Source organism: Mycobacterium sp. IS-1590 (genome assembly GCF_001500025.1).
GTDB lineage: Bacteria > Actinomycetota > Actinomycetes > Mycobacteriales > Mycobacteriaceae > Mycobacterium.
This window is the reverse complement of record NZ_LQIW01000048.1, coordinates 123,453-140,101: the sequence shown is the minus strand read 5'-3', so window position 1 is coordinate 140,101 and position 16,649 is coordinate 123,453. Positions and strand designations below refer to the sequence as shown.

Below are 16,649 nucleotides of genomic sequence, written 5' to 3'. Positions count from 1 at the left end.
GGTCATGTCATTCGCGCGCCGGGATCGCCCGGCGCGAGGCCCATCCCGAGCAGCCACCGGGCATGCCGGTCCATCATCACGTCGTATTCGCCGTGCACGGCGTGCGTGGATATCATCGCGATGTCCTGCGACATCCTGCGTAGATGGTTGTCGGCTCGGTAGCCGCTGGATCCGTTGCCGTCGACGAGTTCGCGTAGGGCTTCCCGGACCGTGCGCAGAATCGTCACCCCGTGCAGCCCATTCATCGCCTCCTCTTCGAGTGTCTGAGGGACTCCGCGCCGAGCGACCTCGAGGGCCTCGTTGATGGCAGCATCCCGGACCAGGTGCATCATCCGCGCTGTCTGGAACGCGTTCACCCATCGAATGCGTGCCATAGGGCGTTCGTTGCGGGGCGCGCTGTTGATCCCGGACGCCGTGTTCATGCGCTCCCGCGTCATCTCGACAGCAGCGTCGAGCGCGCCGACGTAGAGCGATGAAATGGCAGTTGTCATGACGGAGAAGGGAAGTCGCATGACCTCCTCCTCGTGGAAAGTGCCTTCATGGTCGGCCGCCGACATCATCTTGGCGAAGGGGAGCGCCCATGTGTCGGGGATGACGACATCCTTGGCGAGGATCGTGACGCTGCCGGTGGCCGCCATGGCTGCCACGTCCCAGTCGTCGACGAGTTCAAGCTCGTCTCGCGGCACGATCACCCACGACATGTCGTCGTCGACGATGACGGGAACAAGCGCGTGGGAGGCGTGCAGGATTCCTGTCGCGTAACCCCAGCGACCATTCACTCGCAACTTGCCGTCGGCCCGCTCGGCAGTGCCGGGAGAGGAGAGGATTGCCGCACAACGCACTGAGGCTCGGTCGGCGAACAATAGTTCCTGGACTTCACGCGGATACCGGCACAGGAACCAGTTGTGGAAGTTGTAGAAGCCCGTGACCCACGCCGTCGAGATGTCCGCGGTGGCAATGAGCTCGATTACCTTGTTGAGTTCGTGAGGTCCGAGGCCGCAGCCGCCCCAGAGCTTCGGCACCACCACCGAGAACAGGCCGGCCGCCTCCATGTCGTCGACGAGCTGGTCATCCAGGCGCCGGTCGATCTCCATCTGACGGGCGAGGGCGCGGATCCGGGGGACGAATTCTCGTGCCGTTCTAACCACTACCGCCGTGCCCGAGCCACCGGGGGTAGAAACTCGATCCACGACCGTCATAACATCTCCTCATGTTAGTCGAATGCCTAATCTGGACAGTACCGAGACAACTGGACTCGGGGCAAGCGAACGTTGATCGGGGATGTGGATGGCAACGCTGACAGGCAAAGTCGCTGTCGTGACGGGCGCCAGCCGCGGCATCGGAAAGGGCATCGCCCTTGCACTCGGAGAACAGGGTGCCACCGTCTATGTCACCGGACGCACCCACGCGGCGCATATGCACGAGCTTCCCGGCACCGTCGGTGAAACCGCCGCCGAAATCGACCGACGGGGAGGACACGGGGTGGCGGTCGCAGTCGATCACGCCGACGACGCCCAGGTTTCCGCACTGTTCGACAGGGTGCAGCGCGAGCACTCTCGGCTCGACATCCTCGTCAACAACGCCTTCGCACTGCCCGAGGACCTGACCGATGGGAAGCCGTTCTGGGAAAAGCCGCTCGATTACTGGGGCATGGTCGACGTGGGCGTCCGGTCGAACTACGTCGCAGCCCGGCACGCGGCCCAGATCATGGTGCCGACAGGGACTGGACTGATCGTGGCGATTTCGGGGTACACCGGCGTCTCCTACACCTATGGCGTCGTGTTCGGAATGTGTAAAACGGCGGTCGACCGCATGGCACACGACATGGCCATCGAGCTCGAACCGCACAATGTCGCATCTGTCTCGCTCTGGCAGGGCCTCACGTATACCGAGCGCGCACAACGGAATCTAGCGGCCAATCCCGCGATGAGGAATGCGGCGGCGACGAACCCCGCGGGGGGCTGCTCGCCCGAGTTTCCCGGCCGTGTGATCGCTGCAATGGCAACCGATCCGCAGGTGATGAGGCATTCCGGCGGAACGTTCATCACCGCGGAGCTCGCGGCGGCTTACGGCGTCACCGATGTGGACGGCAAGGCCATTCCATCGATGCGGTCCGAGCGGGGTTCACCCATCTGGCAACCGGTTTCAACAGTAAGCCCTTGAGAATGCGGCATCGTGCGGCTGTCGGCTCTGGCCGCACCATCACCGAAGGACCGCGCCTCCGTCGACGTTGATGGTCTGGCCATTCAGCCAGGCGCCTTCATCGGACATCAAGAAGGCGACCAAAGCGGCGATGTCGTCGACCTCCCCGACCCGGGTGCTGCGCATACCCTTGAGCGCGGCCGCCTGAAGTTGTGGCCACTCGGGCAACGACCGGATCACCTCTGTTGCGGTCAGCCCGGGAGCAATTGCATTACAGCGTATTCCGTGCCTTCCCCACCGGGATGCGATGTGGCGGGTCAGCGCACACACGCCAGCCTTCGCGGTGGCATAGGCCGGCCGGGTCGGCTCGCCTTGGAACGCAGCCGCCGATGCCATGTTGACGATAGCCCCGCCACCGCGCGCCAGGAGATGGGGAATGCTGTGCTTGAGGGTCAGCAGGTAGCCGCGCAGGGTCACCGTCATTGTCCGTTCCCAGACGGCCAACTCGATATCGACGGCGTCGGTGTCGCCGGGCAGCAGGGTCATATCGGAGCCGACATTGAACAGCAAGTCCACACCGCTGAATTTGGTGACGCTGGTGTCGATGAGCTCGGCGACGGAGCCGGGCTCCGCCAGGTCGAACCAAACCGCCGTGGCTACCCCGCCATCGGCGGTGATCTGCTGAGCCGCAGTCGCCGCGCCGTCGAGGTTGACGTCACCGATTACGACTGAACAACCCTCCGTGGCCAGACGTCTGGCGGTTGCGGCGCCTATCCCGGTTGCGCCCCCGGCGACCAGGGCAACCTTGCCATCGAGTCCGGCTAGACTCATTGGGGCTCTCGCCGGTTCAACCGTTCGCGCACTCGCTCGACATCCTCGAGCACGTCGGCGATCGTCTGCTTCAATCGTTTGTTCTCCTCCTCGGCGGCTATCCGCTGATGGTCGCGTGGCAGAAGGCCATGAACGAACAACCGGACGCAATACCGGGTGTGCCGGTCGACGGCCTTCTTGTCCAGCACCACACCGCGAGCGCTCGCGTTGGCAGGACCGCCGGGGATGAGGTCGATGAAGGCTTCTGCGGCCAGACCGGCGTCCTGAACCGATATCCCGTCCGGGCCCAGCCGTCGCCGGAACAGTTCGGCGAGATAGGCGAGCGTCGGCTCGGTACCCTTCTGCACGTTGAACGCCGCGATCTCGGGCATCTGCGCGGATACGGCGTTGGTCAGGCGCAGCAGCCGCAGGCCGCCCGGTCGCAGGACGTTGGCCACCAGGATTCGTCCGATCTCGAGAAGAGTCTCCTCGAGATCGTCGGTCTCGACAGCCTGCAACTGTTCGACCGGCACAATCCAGTCCTCGATCGCCCGGGTGAGTGCCGCCTTGAACAAGCTCGTCTTGTCCTCGTAGCGGGCGTAAACGGTGCGCTTGGCCATCCCGGCCGCGGTCGAGATCGCCTCGATGCTGGTGCGCTCGAAACCGTTCTCCAAGAAGAGGTCCAGTGCGGTATCGAGTAACTGCTCGTTGCTCAGCGTCGGCCGACCGGGTCGGCGCCTCGTCGCCCTGCTTCCCGAAGAAGCCGGCGGCGGGGACGCGCCTGCGCGTTCGATCACACATAGATCTTCCATGCCAGGTCTCCCGGAGTTCCAGCGGGCTCATGATATTTGTGACGCTGATGGTGACTTATCATCACATAATTCGTCGAAAGCTTGTCTAAAAGAAACGATCAGGGTAACAATTAATTTCTGTCATCCCTCACGGCGGCGGACCGCCCTGACGAACTGGAGAGACCATGAAGGTAGGCATGCATCTGGGCTATCAGAATCTCCACGGCGTGCCCGACGTCGAGAGCTTCATGGAGGAGTCGAAGCTCGCCGTGGAAGCCGAGGCGATGGGCTTCGACTATGTCGGTCCGGTGGAGCACCACTTCACCGACTACGGCGCGTGTCCGGATCCCTTTCAGCTGCTGTCGTGGGTTGCGGCCCAGACCAAGAACATCAATCTGGTCACCGCCGCGGTGATCCTGCCCTGGAACAACCCGCTGCGCGTCGTCGAGCAGGCGATCGAGCTCGACATTCTGTCCGGAGGCCGCCTCATACTGGGCATGGGCCGTGGTGCCGCCCGACGCGAATTCCGGTCCTTCGGTGTCGAACTCGCCGACTCCCGGGAGATGTTCGACGAGGCGGCGGTCATCATCATGGAGGGCGTCGAGACAGGTATCGTCGAAGCAGACACAAAGTGGTATCAGATCCCTCGCACAGAGATCCGTCCCGGGCCCTTCAAATCCTTCAAAGACCGGACCATCATGGTGACGATGTCGCCGAGCTCGGTCGACGTCGCTGCCAGATTCGGGCTCAAGGCGTTGCGCTTCTCCCAGGGTGACTGGCGCAACGCCATCCCCGAAATCACCCAGTATCGAACGAATTTCGAGGCATTACACAACAAGACCGCACCGCCGTTCATCATCTCCGATTTCGTGTGCTGCTTCACCGACAAACAGCGGGTCGCCGATTACACCGACAACTACTTCGCCAGGATGTTCTCCACGGTGGCCAACCACTACGAGTTCATGAGTGATCACTTCAAGGACCTGCCCTCGTATGCCGCCTGGACCGCCATGGGTGAGGCCGCCGCCGCGGCCGGCGGCCCGGACAAGGCTTACCGTGACTACATCGCGGGCAACATGATCGGAACCCCGGATGAGCTCGTCGAACATCACCGCGTCCGCAAGGAGATGGTCGGTGACTACGAGATGCTCGCCAACTTCAGCTGGGGTGGAATGCCGTATGAGCTTGTCTACGAACAGCTGAAGTTGTTCGCAGATAAGGTGTTGCCAGACCTGAAGGGCTGAGTGGATGGTGGCCGGTGGACCGGGCACATGAAGGGACGGGTTGATGAAGGCCATCGTGTGTCGTGGGTACGGCGAGCCCGAGGACCTTGTGCTCGATGAGCTACCCGATCTCACACCCGGGCCCGGTCAGATCGTCATCGGGGTGCGCGCGGCCGCGGTCAACTACCCCGACGTCCTGTTGATCGGCGGCAATTACCAGGTCAAAGTGCCGCCACCGTTCAGCCCGGGCAGCGAGATGGCCGGAGATGTCGTCGCGGTCGGCGACGGCGTGGACGTGCGCGTGGGCGCCCGGGTATGCGCGACCACCTTCGTCGGCGCCTTCGCCGAGCAGGCTGTGGTCGACGCCCGAACGCTGACACCGATTCCTGACGACATCGACTACGCCGAGGCCGCCGCCTTCGGCGTCACTTATCGAACCGCCTACTACACGTTGCGCACGATCGCGCCGGTGCAGCCGGGTGATTGGGTGGTCGTGCTCGGGGCCGCGGGCGGTGTCGGGCTCGCCGCGGTGGACATCGCCAAGCTCATGGGGGGAAGGGTTCTGGCCGCGGCGTCCGGCGAAGACAAGCTCGATCTCTGTCGCCTGCGCGGCGCCGAGGCATGCGTGGACTACGACCGCGAAGATCTGCGAGAGCGGATCAAGGAGATCACCGGCAAGGCGGGCGCCCAGATCGTCGTGGATCCCGTCGGCGGATCCTATTCGCTGCCCGCGCTTCGTGGCCTCGGACGTCACGGTGTCTTCGTCACGTTGGGCTACGCTGCCGGCCCCATTCCCGCCATCCCCCTCAATTTGGTTCTACTCAAGGGGATAACGGTGCGCGGCATGGAGATTCGGACCTTTGCCTCCGACTATCCGAATGAGGTCGTCCGCGATGACGAGGAGCTGCACCGACACTATGTCGAGGGCAGGCTTCGTCCCTACATCGGTGCGCGGTTCGCGCTGAGTGACGCGGCGCTCGCGTTGCGCTACGTGGCCGACCGCAAGGCGCTGGGCAAGGTCATCATCGATATGTGAACAAGCACGGGGTCACTGCCCGGGGCCGTTGGGCCACTTGGTCATGCAGCCGGCGTCGATCGGGACGCTGGTCCCCGTCATGTGTTTGGAGGCGTCTGAAGCCAGGAACAGCACCAACTCGGCAACGTCTTCGGGTTCCAACCACGGTGTGGGAAGCGCGTGGTAGAACTCCGAGGCAGCCCGGAAATCGTCTTTGGTGACGGTGCCTTCGATGTCTGGACGAAAGACCTGGTAGATCCCATCGGCGTTCATCAGATGGGTGTTGCAGTTGGTCGGATGCACGATATTGACCCGAATTCCGTTCGGCGCCAGATGCAACGCCATCTGTTGGGTGTAGCCGACGAGCGCCTGCTTCGACCAGCTGTAGCCGGCTCCGCCGGGCCCCATGATGGTCCGGGGATCCACGTTGGCCGTCATGGTGTTCGGGATCAGCGCAGCGGTGGAGCCGGTGATGACGATCGACGCACCGGTTCCGGCCGCGATCAGGTGTGGAACCGCGACCGCCACGGTGTTCATCACGCCGATGAGATCGACGTCGACGGCATCCTGGAAGTCCATCGGCTGCGGGTCGCCCATGGCCAGCGGCAGGATGCCGGCATTGGCCATCACCGTGGTGAGCCGGCCCAGCTGGGCCACACCCTGACCCAGTGCGTCAGCGAGCTGTTGACGGTGGCGAACGTCGGCCTTGGCCGTCACGCAGGTGCGGCCTTCCTTCTCGACAAGACGTCTGGTCTCTTCGAGGTCCTCCCAGCTAGCCATCGGATAGGGGTTCGACTCGATGTCTTCACAGATGTCGATCGCGATGATGTCGGCGCCTTCGCGCGCCTGCAGCACGGCGTGTGCACGACCTTGCCCGCGGCCCGCGCCGGTGATGAACGAGACCTTTCCCGACATGCGTCCTGTCATGGTTCCTCCGTGAGGTGGTGTGAACGTTCAGAGCGTCCGGAAAAGGCCGCCGTCGACAAGCACCTGTGCGCCGTTGATGTAACCGGCGGCATCGCTGGCGAGAAAGACGCACAAACCAACGAGATCCTGTGGCACACCGATTCGCTTCATTGGGTTGATCGCTGCAGCAGCAGCCTGGCCCTCGGGGCCCCACGCCCTGGACATGTCGGTGTCGAAGGCACCGGGCATCACGAGGTTCGCCCGAACTTTTGGCGCCCAGGCTCCGGCCAGGGCGAGGGTGAGGGCATTCAACCCCGCCTTTGCCATGGCATAGGGGAGGTCGGCGGCGTCGGGTCGCAGCGTGCCGGCCGATGTGACGTTGATGATCGAACCACCATGGGTTTCGGCCATCCGGGCCCCGAATAAGGCCGACAGGCGGAACGGACCACGGGCGTTGACGGCCTGAACCTTGTCGAATAGTTCTTGTGTCACCGTCGAGAGATTGTCGTAAACCGGTGACATGCCAGCATTGTTGACCAGCACGTCACAGCGGCCGAAAGCGTCGTAGACGGATTCGAAGAGGCTCTCGGCGTCGTCCCACCTACCGACATGGCAGGCGACGGGGAGTGCTCGTCGTCCAGTACCGGCTTCGATATCTTTGGCGGCAAGCCGGCAGTTGTCGAGCTTGCGACTGGCGATGACGACGTCGGCACCCGCCATCGCGAAACCCTCGGCGACCGCTCGTCCGATGCCGGTACTGCCACCGGTGATCACCGCGACCTTGCCGGACATGTCCAATAACTCCGCTGTCGACTTCCCTGTCACATCACTCCCGTGTGGCTCGCTCGGACATCCGGTTCCGCTGACGCCGCGTCGCGGCGCATCAGGCCGTGGAATTGGTGCAGCGCTCAAGACGGCCAACCGAGTATATGCGACCGAGTCAACTATTTTGTGCGGCCTGTGTAGAGTGGCAGTGCGATTTGCGAACAGCCCTATCATTGGTTAGTCATATGTCTAATAGGGAGCATCGGCATGGTCGAGGATCCGGACTCGAGTGTTGACCTCAGATACCGGCTCGACGTCGCCGCTCGCACACCTGTGGACGCGGTTGAACGTGTCGGCGGTTGGCTGTTCGACCGGGCCAGGGCGGGCTGGGATGTCACCGTGTTCGTCGCCGAACCCGGCGACCCCCGGCCGCTGTGGATCCTCGGCGTCGAAATGGGTGATCTGGAAAAGGCGTTGGAGCTTCCGCATCGGTTGCCGGCGGCCCTCAGTGTTGCGGCCGAGTTGTACACGATCGACCCACGGTTGCGGGATGTCGTGCGTACCACCCTCAGCCGTCGCACGCCCGAGATCACGGTATGGGGAGGTTCTTCCCCGGAGCTGGGCCGGAAAACCGTCGCCGCGTGCCACGCTCTCGGCGCCGCTGCAAGAACGCACAAGGCCCACGCGTTAGCCGCCGCACACGTTCGAACCGCTGCGGTTGATTCCACCGAGATCCTCGGTTTGGTGAGACGCAACCCGAGAGTGGCCGAAGACCACCTCTGTGAACAATCGGCGAGCCGAGTCGTCGGTCCGGTCGCATGCGCTTTTCTGGCGGGTGGGGGAAGGGAGGGCGCCTAGTCCAGGGCCGCCAGCGCGGCGCGGGTATCGAGATCGACGAACGCCGCCGAATACCGTTGCGCTAAAGCCAGACAGATGTCGGCGCCCTGCCAAGCGTCGCCGCCGGACAGCGTCGCCATCCAGATGGCCAGCCCATGCGCGACCGACGCGCGGTAGCGCAGCCACACCTCCTCGGCCGACGGAAGTTCGTCGGCGGGCAGAGTAAGTGCGGCCCGGTACTCGTCGAGCAGATCCCGCTCGGCTTTTCTGCGATCCTCGATCGTCAACGCACCCTGCAAGAAGTAGCCCACATCCAGCGACCAGTTACCGCGTCGGGCCATTTGCCAGTCCAGGAACCCCACGTCGTCATCGGGCAGCACGTAGGTGTTGCCGATGTGCGGATCGCCGTGCAGCAGGGTCTGCGGTGGGGTCGTGAGGGTGCCGATGTAACGGGCCCAAATGTCGACGAAAAGCTCTGTGCCGCTCATCTCGACGATCTCCGAAGAGACCGTCTTGCCCAGTCGCTCACGAGCGATGTCCAGCGGGGCGTGCTCGAGGCCTTCGAAAGCGACGAACGGCTCGAGCCAGTCGAGTGCCGGGTTCGCGGTCAGCCGCTCACCCCAGAATCGGCTATGCATCCGCGCCAGCCCGCGCACTCCGTTGGCGACCTGCTCGACCGTCATTGGCCGGGTGGAGTCGCGTGGGTCGGCGCCGCGCGCGACGACGTCCTCCATGATCATCACGAAGTTCGAGCCGGGCTCGTCGATCAGCGCGGCGTAGACGCTCGGATGGTCCAGCGGCAGTGAGACCCCCGAAGTGAAAAGCCGCGGTTCGTGGAACAGGCCGCTGGTGAGAGCGACGAGTTCGGCGTGGTCGGGGTCGACGGCCTTGGCGAAGACCGTCGCCGGACCCGACCCCGCCGAATACCTCAGCGCCAGCCGCGCCCGTCGGTTGGTGCCGTCGTCGCGCAGCGCGACGCTGACGGCGTCGACGGTGGCGCCCGGGAAGTGCTTCCCGAGCACCGCCGTCATCCACCCAGGCGTGATCTCCTCCCAGCTGCGCGGAAGCGACAGCTCGGCGGCGGTCATCTGCCGGGCCCCGTTACTTGAGGCAGCTGCCGCCGTCGACCGGCAGCGTCACGCCGGTGATGTAGCGGCTCTCGTCGGAGGCCAGGAACAGCACGGCGTTGGAGATGTCTTCGGGCTCCACCCAGCCGATCGGCAGCGTGTGCATCATCTGCGCGACGACCTTCATGTCGTCGGGGCCCGGGTTCTCCAGGTCGGGACGGAACAGCTTCATCGTCCCCTCGTTCATGTACAGCGGCGTGTTGACGTTGGTCGGGTGGACGGAGTTGACCCGGATGTTCTGCGCGCCGAGTTCGACCGCGAACGTCCGCATCAGGCCCACCACACCGTGTTTCGCGGCGACGTAATGGCCCGTGTGCGGGTAGGCCTTCAGACCGCCGACCGAACTGGTGAGAATGATCGAGCCGCCGCGGCCGCCGGCGAGGATGTGCGGGACACCGGCCTTGACGGTCTTCCAGACGCCGCCGAGGTTGACGTCGATCATGTCGGTCCAGTCGCCTTCGCTGGTCTTGTCCAGCGTGGCACCGCCGTTGCCGATGCCGGCGTTGGCGACGATGATGTCCAACCGACCCAATTGGTCGACGCCGGTGTCGACGGCGGCCTTGAGCGCGTCGAAGTCGCGGACGTCGACCTCGGCGGTGTAGATGCGGCGGTTGAGGCCCTTCACCAGATCAGCGGTTTCCGCAAGGTCTTCGGGCGTCGACAGTGGAATCTGCACGCTGTCGATCTGCTTGCAGATATCGACGGCGATGATGTCGGCGCCTTCCTGGGCCAGCCGCACGGCATGCGCGCGACCCTGGCCGCGGGCGGCGCCGGTGATGAAAGCGACCTTGCCTTCAACACGTCCGGTCATCGTGTACCTCAATTCGTTGTTGTTGCTGAGTATTTCGGATGTTCGTCAGGAGACGAAGGTGGGCATCGATTCCCAACCGCGGACCGCTGTCGTGGGGGACGGTTTGGCGTTGGGCCAGTCCACCTCCCACGTCGGGAACCTCTTGAGAATTTCTTCGAGCGCGATCCGGCCTTCCAGGCGTGCCAGGGCGTTACCCATGCAGAAGTGTGTGCCTGCGCCGAACGTCATGTGCGAGTGCAGCTCTCGGTGGATGTCGAAGACGTCACCGTCGGGCGGGAAACGGCGATGGTCGCGGTTCGCGGCACCCACGAGCATCAGCATCGCCGATCCCTCGGGCACGGTCTGGCCGTAGTACTCGACGTCACGGGTCACGTAGCGGGCGATCTGCAGGGCGGGCGGCTCCCAGCGCAGGATCTCTTCGATCGCCTGGGGTATGAGGCTCGGGTCGGCCGCCAACTCGGCCCGCTGATCCGGGTAGTCGGCGAGCGTCTTTCCCGCCCAACCGATCAAGCGCGTCGTGGTCTCGCTGCCCGCCGTGGCGATGACCGTCAGGTACATCAACAGTTCTTCCCGGCGTAGTCGGCGACGGGTGCCGGTCTCGTCCTCGAACTCGGCATTGAGCAGGTCGGTCATGATGTCGTCGGACGGGTGCTCGGTGCGGTAGTCGATGAACTCGGCGAACACCTCGCCGGTGGCCAACAGATCGACCGAGTCGCTCTGCAGCGTCGCCTCGCCGTGCTCGGTGACGCGGCGTTGGTCGGCTTCCGGTATGCCCAGCAGCATTCCGATGACGCGCATCGGCATCTGCGCGCCGAGATCGTGGACGAAGTCGAACGTCTCCGTACCTACCAGCGGGTCCAGGCACCGGGAGGTGAACTCGCGGATCTGGGGTTCGAGTGCCTGCACCTTGCGCGGGGTGAACACCCGTGAGAGCAGGTTGCGGTGGATGTTGTGGATCGGTGGATCTTCGAAAATCAGTGTGCCCGGGGGGATCTCCATGCCCGACTTGATGATTTCGAGTAGCGCTCCTCGACCCGAGATGAAGGTCTGGTGGTCGATGACCGCCTTGTTGACGTCCTCGAACCGGCTCAACGCGTAGAAGTCGTGTTTGGCGTTGTAGTACAGCGGCGCCTCCTCGCGCAGACGCGCGAAGACGGCGTAGGGGTTCATGTTGAGTTCGATGCTGTACGGGTCGTAGTACAACTCGTCCTGGTCCACATCGTGGACGTCGTTGTTTTCAGCGCTGATCGTCACCGGATCGCCTCTCGCCGGTCAGGTCGCATAAGACAGGGGGCTGGCATTTGTCTCACAACTCTGGCATTCGCGACGAAGGGGTGTCAATACGGGATTCAAAATGGAATATTTAAGCTCTTCGCTCAGAAGAATCGGATTCTCCGTATCGTCTGGGACCGTATTCGAAAGACGCCGCGGGGTGCCGAGAACGTGATTCTCGCTCCGGCCCGTGAGAACGGAGTTCTCCGCTACTGGGCGGCGAATCCGTGTGAGACGAAGTCCCAGACCTCGTCGGCGGTGATCGGGTGCGTAGTGCCGTCTTCGGCGCCGTTGGACTGCGCCACGAACATGACCGTCTGCATCGCCATGGCCGCCATCCGCTTCGGGTTGATGCCCTCCCGCAACTGGCCGGCCTCGCCGGCTTCCTCCATCAGCTCGGTCAGCAGCGCGAGCAGCGGTGCGTGCGCGACCTTGACCTCTGCGGGGTGCGAGAGCAGTAGCCGAGGTGCGAAGTCGGTGAACAGCGGCCGCTTGGCGGTCGGGTCCGGACGCGAGGATTCGAACAGCAACTGCACGGCGACCTTGAGTCGCTCGATCGGCTCGTCCTCGGTGGTGGTGGCGGCGCGAATCTGGTCGGCCGACCGGCTCAGCGCGTCCTCGAAGAGCGCCAACAGCAGCTCGTGCTTACCGTCGAACTGCAGGTAGAAGCTGCGTAGCGACTGCCGCGAGCGGTCGACGACCTCTTGGACGGTGAAGTCGGTGCTGCCTTTTTCGATGATGATCGCCTGCGCGGCATCCAGGAAGCGCTGCACGCGTTGCGCGGCCCGGAGCTTCGCCGTTTTGATCGACCGTTCGACCGCACGCTGCTTCCAGGCGGGCTCTTCGCTGGGGCTTGTCACCGGTGGCTCAGACGCCGGCCGGGTGGGGAGAACATGAACTGACTGTACCGGAGAACGTCTCGCCATTGCGGTCCTCGACCCCCTCGCGGCCAACGTGTCAGAGATTGTAACTTTCTCACGATGAGAATAGTATTCTCATTTTGGAGATAACAATAGTCCTACCAAAGATTTGATCCGGCGGGAGTCCCGTGCAGCTCACCTTCGATGCTGATGTCGAGGCCTTCCGCGCCGACTTCAACGCCTTCCTCGACGAACATCTTCCCTCCGATGCCGTGGCCGTGGAGCGGTCGCGGTCCAGCAGCGACGTGCCGGCCTGGGCGCGGGACTGGCAGCGGTTGATGTTCGACAACGGCTGGTTGTTGCCCGGCTACCCGCCGGAGTTCGGCGGCCGCAATGCGACGATCCTGCAGCAATACGTGCACCAGGAGGAACTGGCACGTCGGCGGGTGTATCTGACTTTCAACCCGCAGGGCGTGGGCATCATCTCGGCGTCGTTGATCTCGTTCGGCACGCCTGAACAGCAGCGCCGTTGGGCGGTCCCGATCCTGCGCGCCGAGATCACCGCGTCGCTCGGGATGAGCGAGCCGGGCGCCGGTTCGGACCTCGCGTCGCTGCGGACTGCCGCGGTGCAAGACGGGGACCACTTCGTCGTCAATGGGCAGAAGGTGTGGACCTCGGGGGCGCACGACGCCGACGTCCTGTTGACTTTCGTTCGTACCGATCCGAAGGCGCCCAAGCACAAGGGCATCAGCGTGCTGATGATCCCGACGGACCTGCCGGGCGTGGTCCGACGCCCGTTCGCGTCGCTGTGTGACGCCGACGACCTGGACTTCAATGAGGTCTTCTTCAACGACGTCCGGGTGCCTGCCGAGAACCTGATCGGGCCGCTGAACGAGGGCTGGCGGGTCGCCAACGGTTCGCTCGGCCATGAGCGAAACATGTTGTGGCTCAGCTATGCGGACCGCCTGCAAGAGCTGGTCGAGGATTTCCGTCCCAGCACCGCACTCGATCGCGACCGGTTCGCCGGGCTCGTGATGGACAACCAGGCGTTGCGCCTGCTCGGCTCGGTGGCGTTGGCCCGTGCCGCGCGCGGCGATGAGGATGTGGCCGCCCTGTCGGTGCTCAAGCTTCTCGGCTCGGAGGCGTCGCAGTCGGCGGCCGAGTACGCCGTGGGCGCTGCGGGCGCCGACGCGCTGAATCATCCGACGTTCTCGGGGCCGTACAGCGCACAGCATCTGGAGCTGTACCGCTGCGGCTGGTTCGAGCGTTACGTTCGCACGTTCGGCGGCACGATTGCCGGCGGCACCTCCGAGATCCAACGCAACATCATCGCCCAGCGGTTGCTGGGACTGCCTCGAAACTAGAAGGGCTGCACCATGTACATCGAATACGAGGTCGCCGACCGCATCGCGACCATCACGCTGAATCGGCCTGAGGCCGCCAACGCGCAGAACCCCGAACTGCTCGACGAGCTCGACGGCGCCTGGACCCGCGCGGCGGAGGATCCCGAGGTGTCGGTGATCGTGTTGCGTGCCAACGGGAAGCACTTCTCGGCTGGCCACGACTTGCGCGGCGGGGGGCCGGTGCCGGACAAGATCACGCTGGAGTTCATCATCCAGCACGAGGCGAAGCGCTATCTGGAGTACACGCTGCGGTGGCGCAATGTGCCCAAGCCGTCGATCGCCGCGGTGCAGGGTCGCTGCATCTCCGGTGGGCTGCTGTTGTGCTGGCCGTGCGATCTGATCATCGCGGCCGATGACGCCCAGTTCTCCGACCCGGTGGTGCTGATGGGCATCGGCGGCGTCGAATACCACGGCCACACATGGGAACTCGGGCCGCGCAAGGCCAAGGAGATCCTGTTCACCGGCCGTGCGATGACCGCCGACGAGGTGGCTGCCACCGGCATGGTGAACAAAGTCGTGCCTCGCGATCAGCTCGACTCGGAGACCAGGGCGATGGCCGAACAGATCGCGAAGATGTCACCGTTCGCGCTGCGCCAGGCCAAACGTGCGGTGAACCAGACGCTCGACGTGCAGGGCTTCTATGCGGCCATCCAGTCGGTGTTCGACATCCATCAGACGGGCCACGGCAACGCGCTCAGCGTCGGCGGATGGCCGGTGCTGGTGAACCTCGACGAGATGAAAGCCAGCATCCAGTAATTCTTTGTTGGCGCGAGCGTGCGTGTCTGCACACGACACGCCGCCAGATCTCGACAGTTTGCGCGCGCTCACGCGGCGCGGGCGTGACGAAGCTGTCGGTCGATCCTGCCTACGAAGTCCGCGGGTCGGTGCCGCACGTCGTCTGAGACGATCGCGATGACGGTCCAGCCGACGTCCTGCAGGGCGAGTTGGCGTCGGCGGTCATTGCGCAGCACGTCGGGATCGGTGTGCCAATCGATGCCGTCGTACTCGACCGCGACATGAAAATCCGGCCACGCGAAGTCGAGACGTCGCAGCTGTCCGTTGCCGTCGACGACCCCGTACTGCAGTTCGGGCATCGGCAAGCCACCGTCGATCATTGCCAGCCGCGCTTCACTTTCCATCGGAGACTCGGCGCGTCCGTCGGCGAGAGGAAGTAGGTCGCGCACCGCGACAATGCCGCGCCGGCCGGCCTGTTGGATTGCCGCGCGCCACAACTCAGCCCGGGTGCATGTACCGGAGCGGAGCGCGGCATCGAGCGTTGCGAGTGCACGCGGCCGTCGCAAAGCGCGGGCCACTTCGATCGCGGTCCATGCCGGTGACGTCGCGATCCGGTCGGCGGTGTGGACCAGCGGTGCGCCTTTCCGGCGGTGCACGACAAGACCGTCGGCCGGGCGCAGCTGATGACCGGGCGGATTGAGCACGTGAAGTGCGGAAGGCCCTTCGGTGTCAAAGCCGAACAGGGCCGCGGCGGTCGACAGGCACACCGGTACCGTCGTGCCACACGACAGGTCCAGTCCGCGCAGCCGTAACTCGTCCGTTGGCTCTCCGAGACAGTAGATCCCATGCCAGACTCGCTCGAGATACTTGGCTTTCAACACTGATTCGAATGTGTATCTGGGAATGATCGCCAGGATCTGGGCGCTGGTCGCCACGCCACCTTGCTCGTCGAACAACTGCCTCAGGGCGGTATCCATGGCGGCAATCCTCGCGCCGACGCGTCGACAGTTCGGACGCGAAGAACACCGTCTGTGGATGAAACCGCCTTTGTGCACAGTCGGTGGCGCCGAGCGTGCGCAAAGCGCTGAGATTCCGCGGCGTGTCGTGTGCAGACACGCACGCTCGCGCCAAAGGAAGGAGGGGGGAGGTCGCGGAAATGAACTAGAGGTGGGCGAGGCGGGGGACCGAACCTCTGGCGCGCAGGCCGGCGCCGGCTCTCTTGGTGAGTTCGCGTGAGCTGCCGAGCAATCCGTCGAGCACCAGGGCCCGTTTGATGTGCCGGTGCAGGTCGTGCTCGGCGGTGAAGCCGATACCGCCGAGCACCTGCTGGCAGTGCTTGGCCGCCGTCATCGCCGCCTTGCCTGCGGCCGCCTTGGCCAGCATCGCCGTCAGGTCCGCGCTTTCCGTACCGGGCAGGCCCAGCGTCGCCTCGGCGCCTTCGATCGCCACGAGCGTCTCTGCCAGTCGGTGCCGGATCGCCTGGAACGACGCGATCGGCTTACCGAACTGGACGCGGTCCAACGCGTGCTGACGGGCCAGTGCCAGCATCCCGCGAGCCGAACCGACCAGCCACCAGCCCACCGCGCGACGGGCCTCGCCCATCCGCATCAGCTCGCCGTCGGGCACCCGGCGCAACGGCAGGTCACCCAGCGTCGGCTCGGTGTTGGCCGTGCGCTCCCAGACCACCCAGCTGCCGCCGGTGTAGGGCATCGGCGGTGTACCACCGGGCAGGCCGCCGATGGTCTCCAGCAGCACATCGTTGAGAACCGAAGCGTGCGAACCGGTTTCGCCGAGCAGGCGGAACACCAGCGGAATCGCCTGATCCGGGGTGTCGGCCAGCATCTCGGCCCAGCCGAGCTCCGCGAGCGCCGCGTCCAGCTCGGCTCCGGAGGCGGACAGCATCGTCTTGCGCAGGGTGTCTTCGAGCATCGCCAGTGATTCGGCGTCCAAAC

At 64.6% G+C, this 16,649-nt stretch carries 17 protein-coding genes; 6 read left to right on the top strand and 11 right to left on the bottom strand.

All coding sequences use genetic code 11. From position 1 onward, the window contains the following. Positions 1 to 2: 2 nt before the first annotated feature. Positions 3 to 1,199: an acyl-CoA dehydrogenase family protein gene (locus tag AU197_RS21695; RefSeq protein ID WP_082696796.1), complete on the bottom strand. Its 1,197-nt coding sequence runs from the start codon at positions 1,197 to 1,199 to the stop codon at positions 3 to 5. Between the two features lie 88 nt (positions 1,200 to 1,287). Here AU197_RS21695 and AU197_RS21690 point away from each other — a divergent pair, with 88 nt between their 5' ends. After that, positions 1,288 to 2,163 (top strand): SDR family NAD(P)-dependent oxidoreductase, encoded by an 876-nt coding sequence (locus AU197_RS21690; RefSeq protein WP_064405592.1) that lies wholly within the window; start codon positions 1,288 to 1,290, stop codon positions 2,161 to 2,163. Between the two features lie 39 nt (positions 2,164 to 2,202). On the opposite strand, the gene AU197_RS21685 is transcribed toward AU197_RS21690, so the two are convergent. Both AU197_RS21685 and AU197_RS21680 read right to left on the bottom strand, forming a co-directional pair. Next, entirely contained in the window at positions 2,203 to 2,973 is a 771-nt protein-coding gene (locus tag AU197_RS21685; RefSeq protein ID WP_064405321.1) for an SDR family NAD(P)-dependent oxidoreductase, read from the bottom strand. Then, the gene (locus tag AU197_RS21680; RefSeq protein ID WP_231745147.1) at positions 2,970 to 3,749 is read right to left on the bottom strand and encodes a TetR/AcrR family transcriptional regulator; all 780 of its coding nucleotides are present in this window, start codon (positions 3,747 to 3,749) and stop codon (positions 2,970 to 2,972) included. The genes AU197_RS21685 and AU197_RS21680 overlap by 4 nt, the downstream gene beginning before the upstream one ends. Before the next feature lie 179 nt (positions 3,750 to 3,928). On the opposite strand from AU197_RS21680, the gene AU197_RS21675 reads away from it, so the two are divergent. After that, a complete protein-coding gene (locus tag AU197_RS21675; RefSeq protein WP_064405318.1) occupies positions 3,929 to 4,987 on the top strand; it encodes an LLM class flavin-dependent oxidoreductase in 1,059 nt (352 codons plus the stop codon). A gap of 43 nt (positions 4,988 to 5,030) precedes the next feature. After that, complete coding sequence (locus AU197_RS21670; RefSeq protein WP_064405316.1) at positions 5,031 to 6,002, top strand: NADPH:quinone oxidoreductase family protein; 972 nt, start codon at positions 5,031 to 5,033, stop codon at positions 6,000 to 6,002. 12 nt (positions 6,003 to 6,014) lie between these two features. Here the strand turns inward: AU197_RS21670 and AU197_RS21665 are convergent, their stop codons facing one another. Together AU197_RS21665 and AU197_RS21660 are read right to left on the bottom strand one after the other, a co-directional pair. Then, positions 6,015 to 6,908 carry a mycofactocin-coupled SDR family oxidoreductase gene (locus AU197_RS21665; RefSeq protein ID WP_064405314.1) on the bottom strand — a complete coding sequence of 298 codons (894 nt, stop codon included), beginning with the start codon at positions 6,906 to 6,908 and terminating at the stop codon, positions 6,015 to 6,017. Positions 6,909 to 6,935: 27 nt separating this feature from the next. Continuing rightward, positions 6,936 to 7,679, bottom strand: a complete 744-nt coding sequence (locus AU197_RS21660; protein WP_064405312.1) for an SDR family NAD(P)-dependent oxidoreductase — start codon at positions 7,677 to 7,679, stop codon at positions 6,936 to 6,938. Between the two features lie 240 nt (positions 7,680 to 7,919). Between AU197_RS21660 and AU197_RS21655 the strand changes: the two genes are divergently transcribed. Further along, positions 7,920 to 8,510, top strand: coding sequence for a hypothetical protein (locus tag AU197_RS21655; protein ID WP_174523794.1), 591 nt, complete (start codon positions 7,920 to 7,922; stop codon positions 8,508 to 8,510). On the opposite strand, the gene AU197_RS21650 is transcribed toward AU197_RS21655, so the two are convergent. From AU197_RS21650 to AU197_RS21635, 4 genes are all read right to left on the bottom strand, one after another. Beyond that, positions 8,507 to 9,577: a phosphotransferase gene (locus AU197_RS21650; protein WP_064405310.1), complete on the bottom strand. Its 1,071-nt coding sequence runs from the start codon at positions 9,575 to 9,577 to the stop codon at positions 8,507 to 8,509. The two genes, AU197_RS21655 and AU197_RS21650, sit on opposite strands and share 4 nt — an antisense overlap. A 13-nt stretch (positions 9,578 to 9,590) precedes the next feature. Continuing rightward, positions 9,591 to 10,427, bottom strand: a complete 837-nt coding sequence (locus tag AU197_RS21645; RefSeq protein ID WP_064405307.1) for a mycofactocin-coupled SDR family oxidoreductase — start codon at positions 10,425 to 10,427, stop codon at positions 9,591 to 9,593. Positions 10,428 to 10,472: 45 nt separating this feature from the next. Then, on the bottom strand, positions 10,473 to 11,597 hold the full coding sequence (locus AU197_RS21640; protein ID WP_231745158.1) for a cytochrome P450: 1,125 nt from the start codon (positions 11,595 to 11,597) through the stop codon (positions 10,473 to 10,475). A 311-nt stretch (positions 11,598 to 11,908) separates the two neighbouring features. Further along, the gene (locus AU197_RS21635; protein WP_082696795.1) at positions 11,909 to 12,625 is read right to left on the bottom strand and encodes a TetR/AcrR family transcriptional regulator; all 717 of its coding nucleotides are present in this window, start codon (positions 12,623 to 12,625) and stop codon (positions 11,909 to 11,911) included. A gap of 122 nt (positions 12,626 to 12,747) precedes the next feature. On the opposite strand from AU197_RS21635, the gene AU197_RS21630 reads away from it, so the two are divergent. Beyond that, positions 12,748 to 13,923: an acyl-CoA dehydrogenase family protein gene (locus AU197_RS21630; RefSeq protein WP_064405302.1), complete on the top strand. Its 1,176-nt coding sequence runs from the start codon at positions 12,748 to 12,750 to the stop codon at positions 13,921 to 13,923. A 12-nt stretch (positions 13,924 to 13,935) separates the two neighbouring features. After that, positions 13,936 to 14,718, top strand: a complete 783-nt coding sequence (locus AU197_RS21625) for an enoyl-CoA hydratase (protein ID WP_064405300.1) — start codon at positions 13,936 to 13,938, stop codon at positions 14,716 to 14,718. 68 nt (positions 14,719 to 14,786) lie between these two features. Here AU197_RS21625 and AU197_RS21620 read toward each other — a convergent pair whose 3' ends face one another. Both AU197_RS21620 and AU197_RS21615 read right to left on the bottom strand, forming a co-directional pair. Further along, a complete protein-coding gene (locus AU197_RS21620) occupies positions 14,787 to 15,674 on the bottom strand; it encodes a type IV toxin-antitoxin system AbiEi family antitoxin (protein ID WP_064405299.1) in 888 nt (295 codons plus the stop codon). A gap of 184 nt (positions 15,675 to 15,858) precedes the next feature. After that, positions 15,859 to 16,626, bottom strand: a complete 768-nt coding sequence (locus tag AU197_RS21615; RefSeq protein ID WP_064405590.1) for an acyl-CoA dehydrogenase family protein — start codon at positions 16,624 to 16,626, stop codon at positions 15,859 to 15,861. Positions 16,627 to 16,649 lie beyond the last annotated feature (23 nt).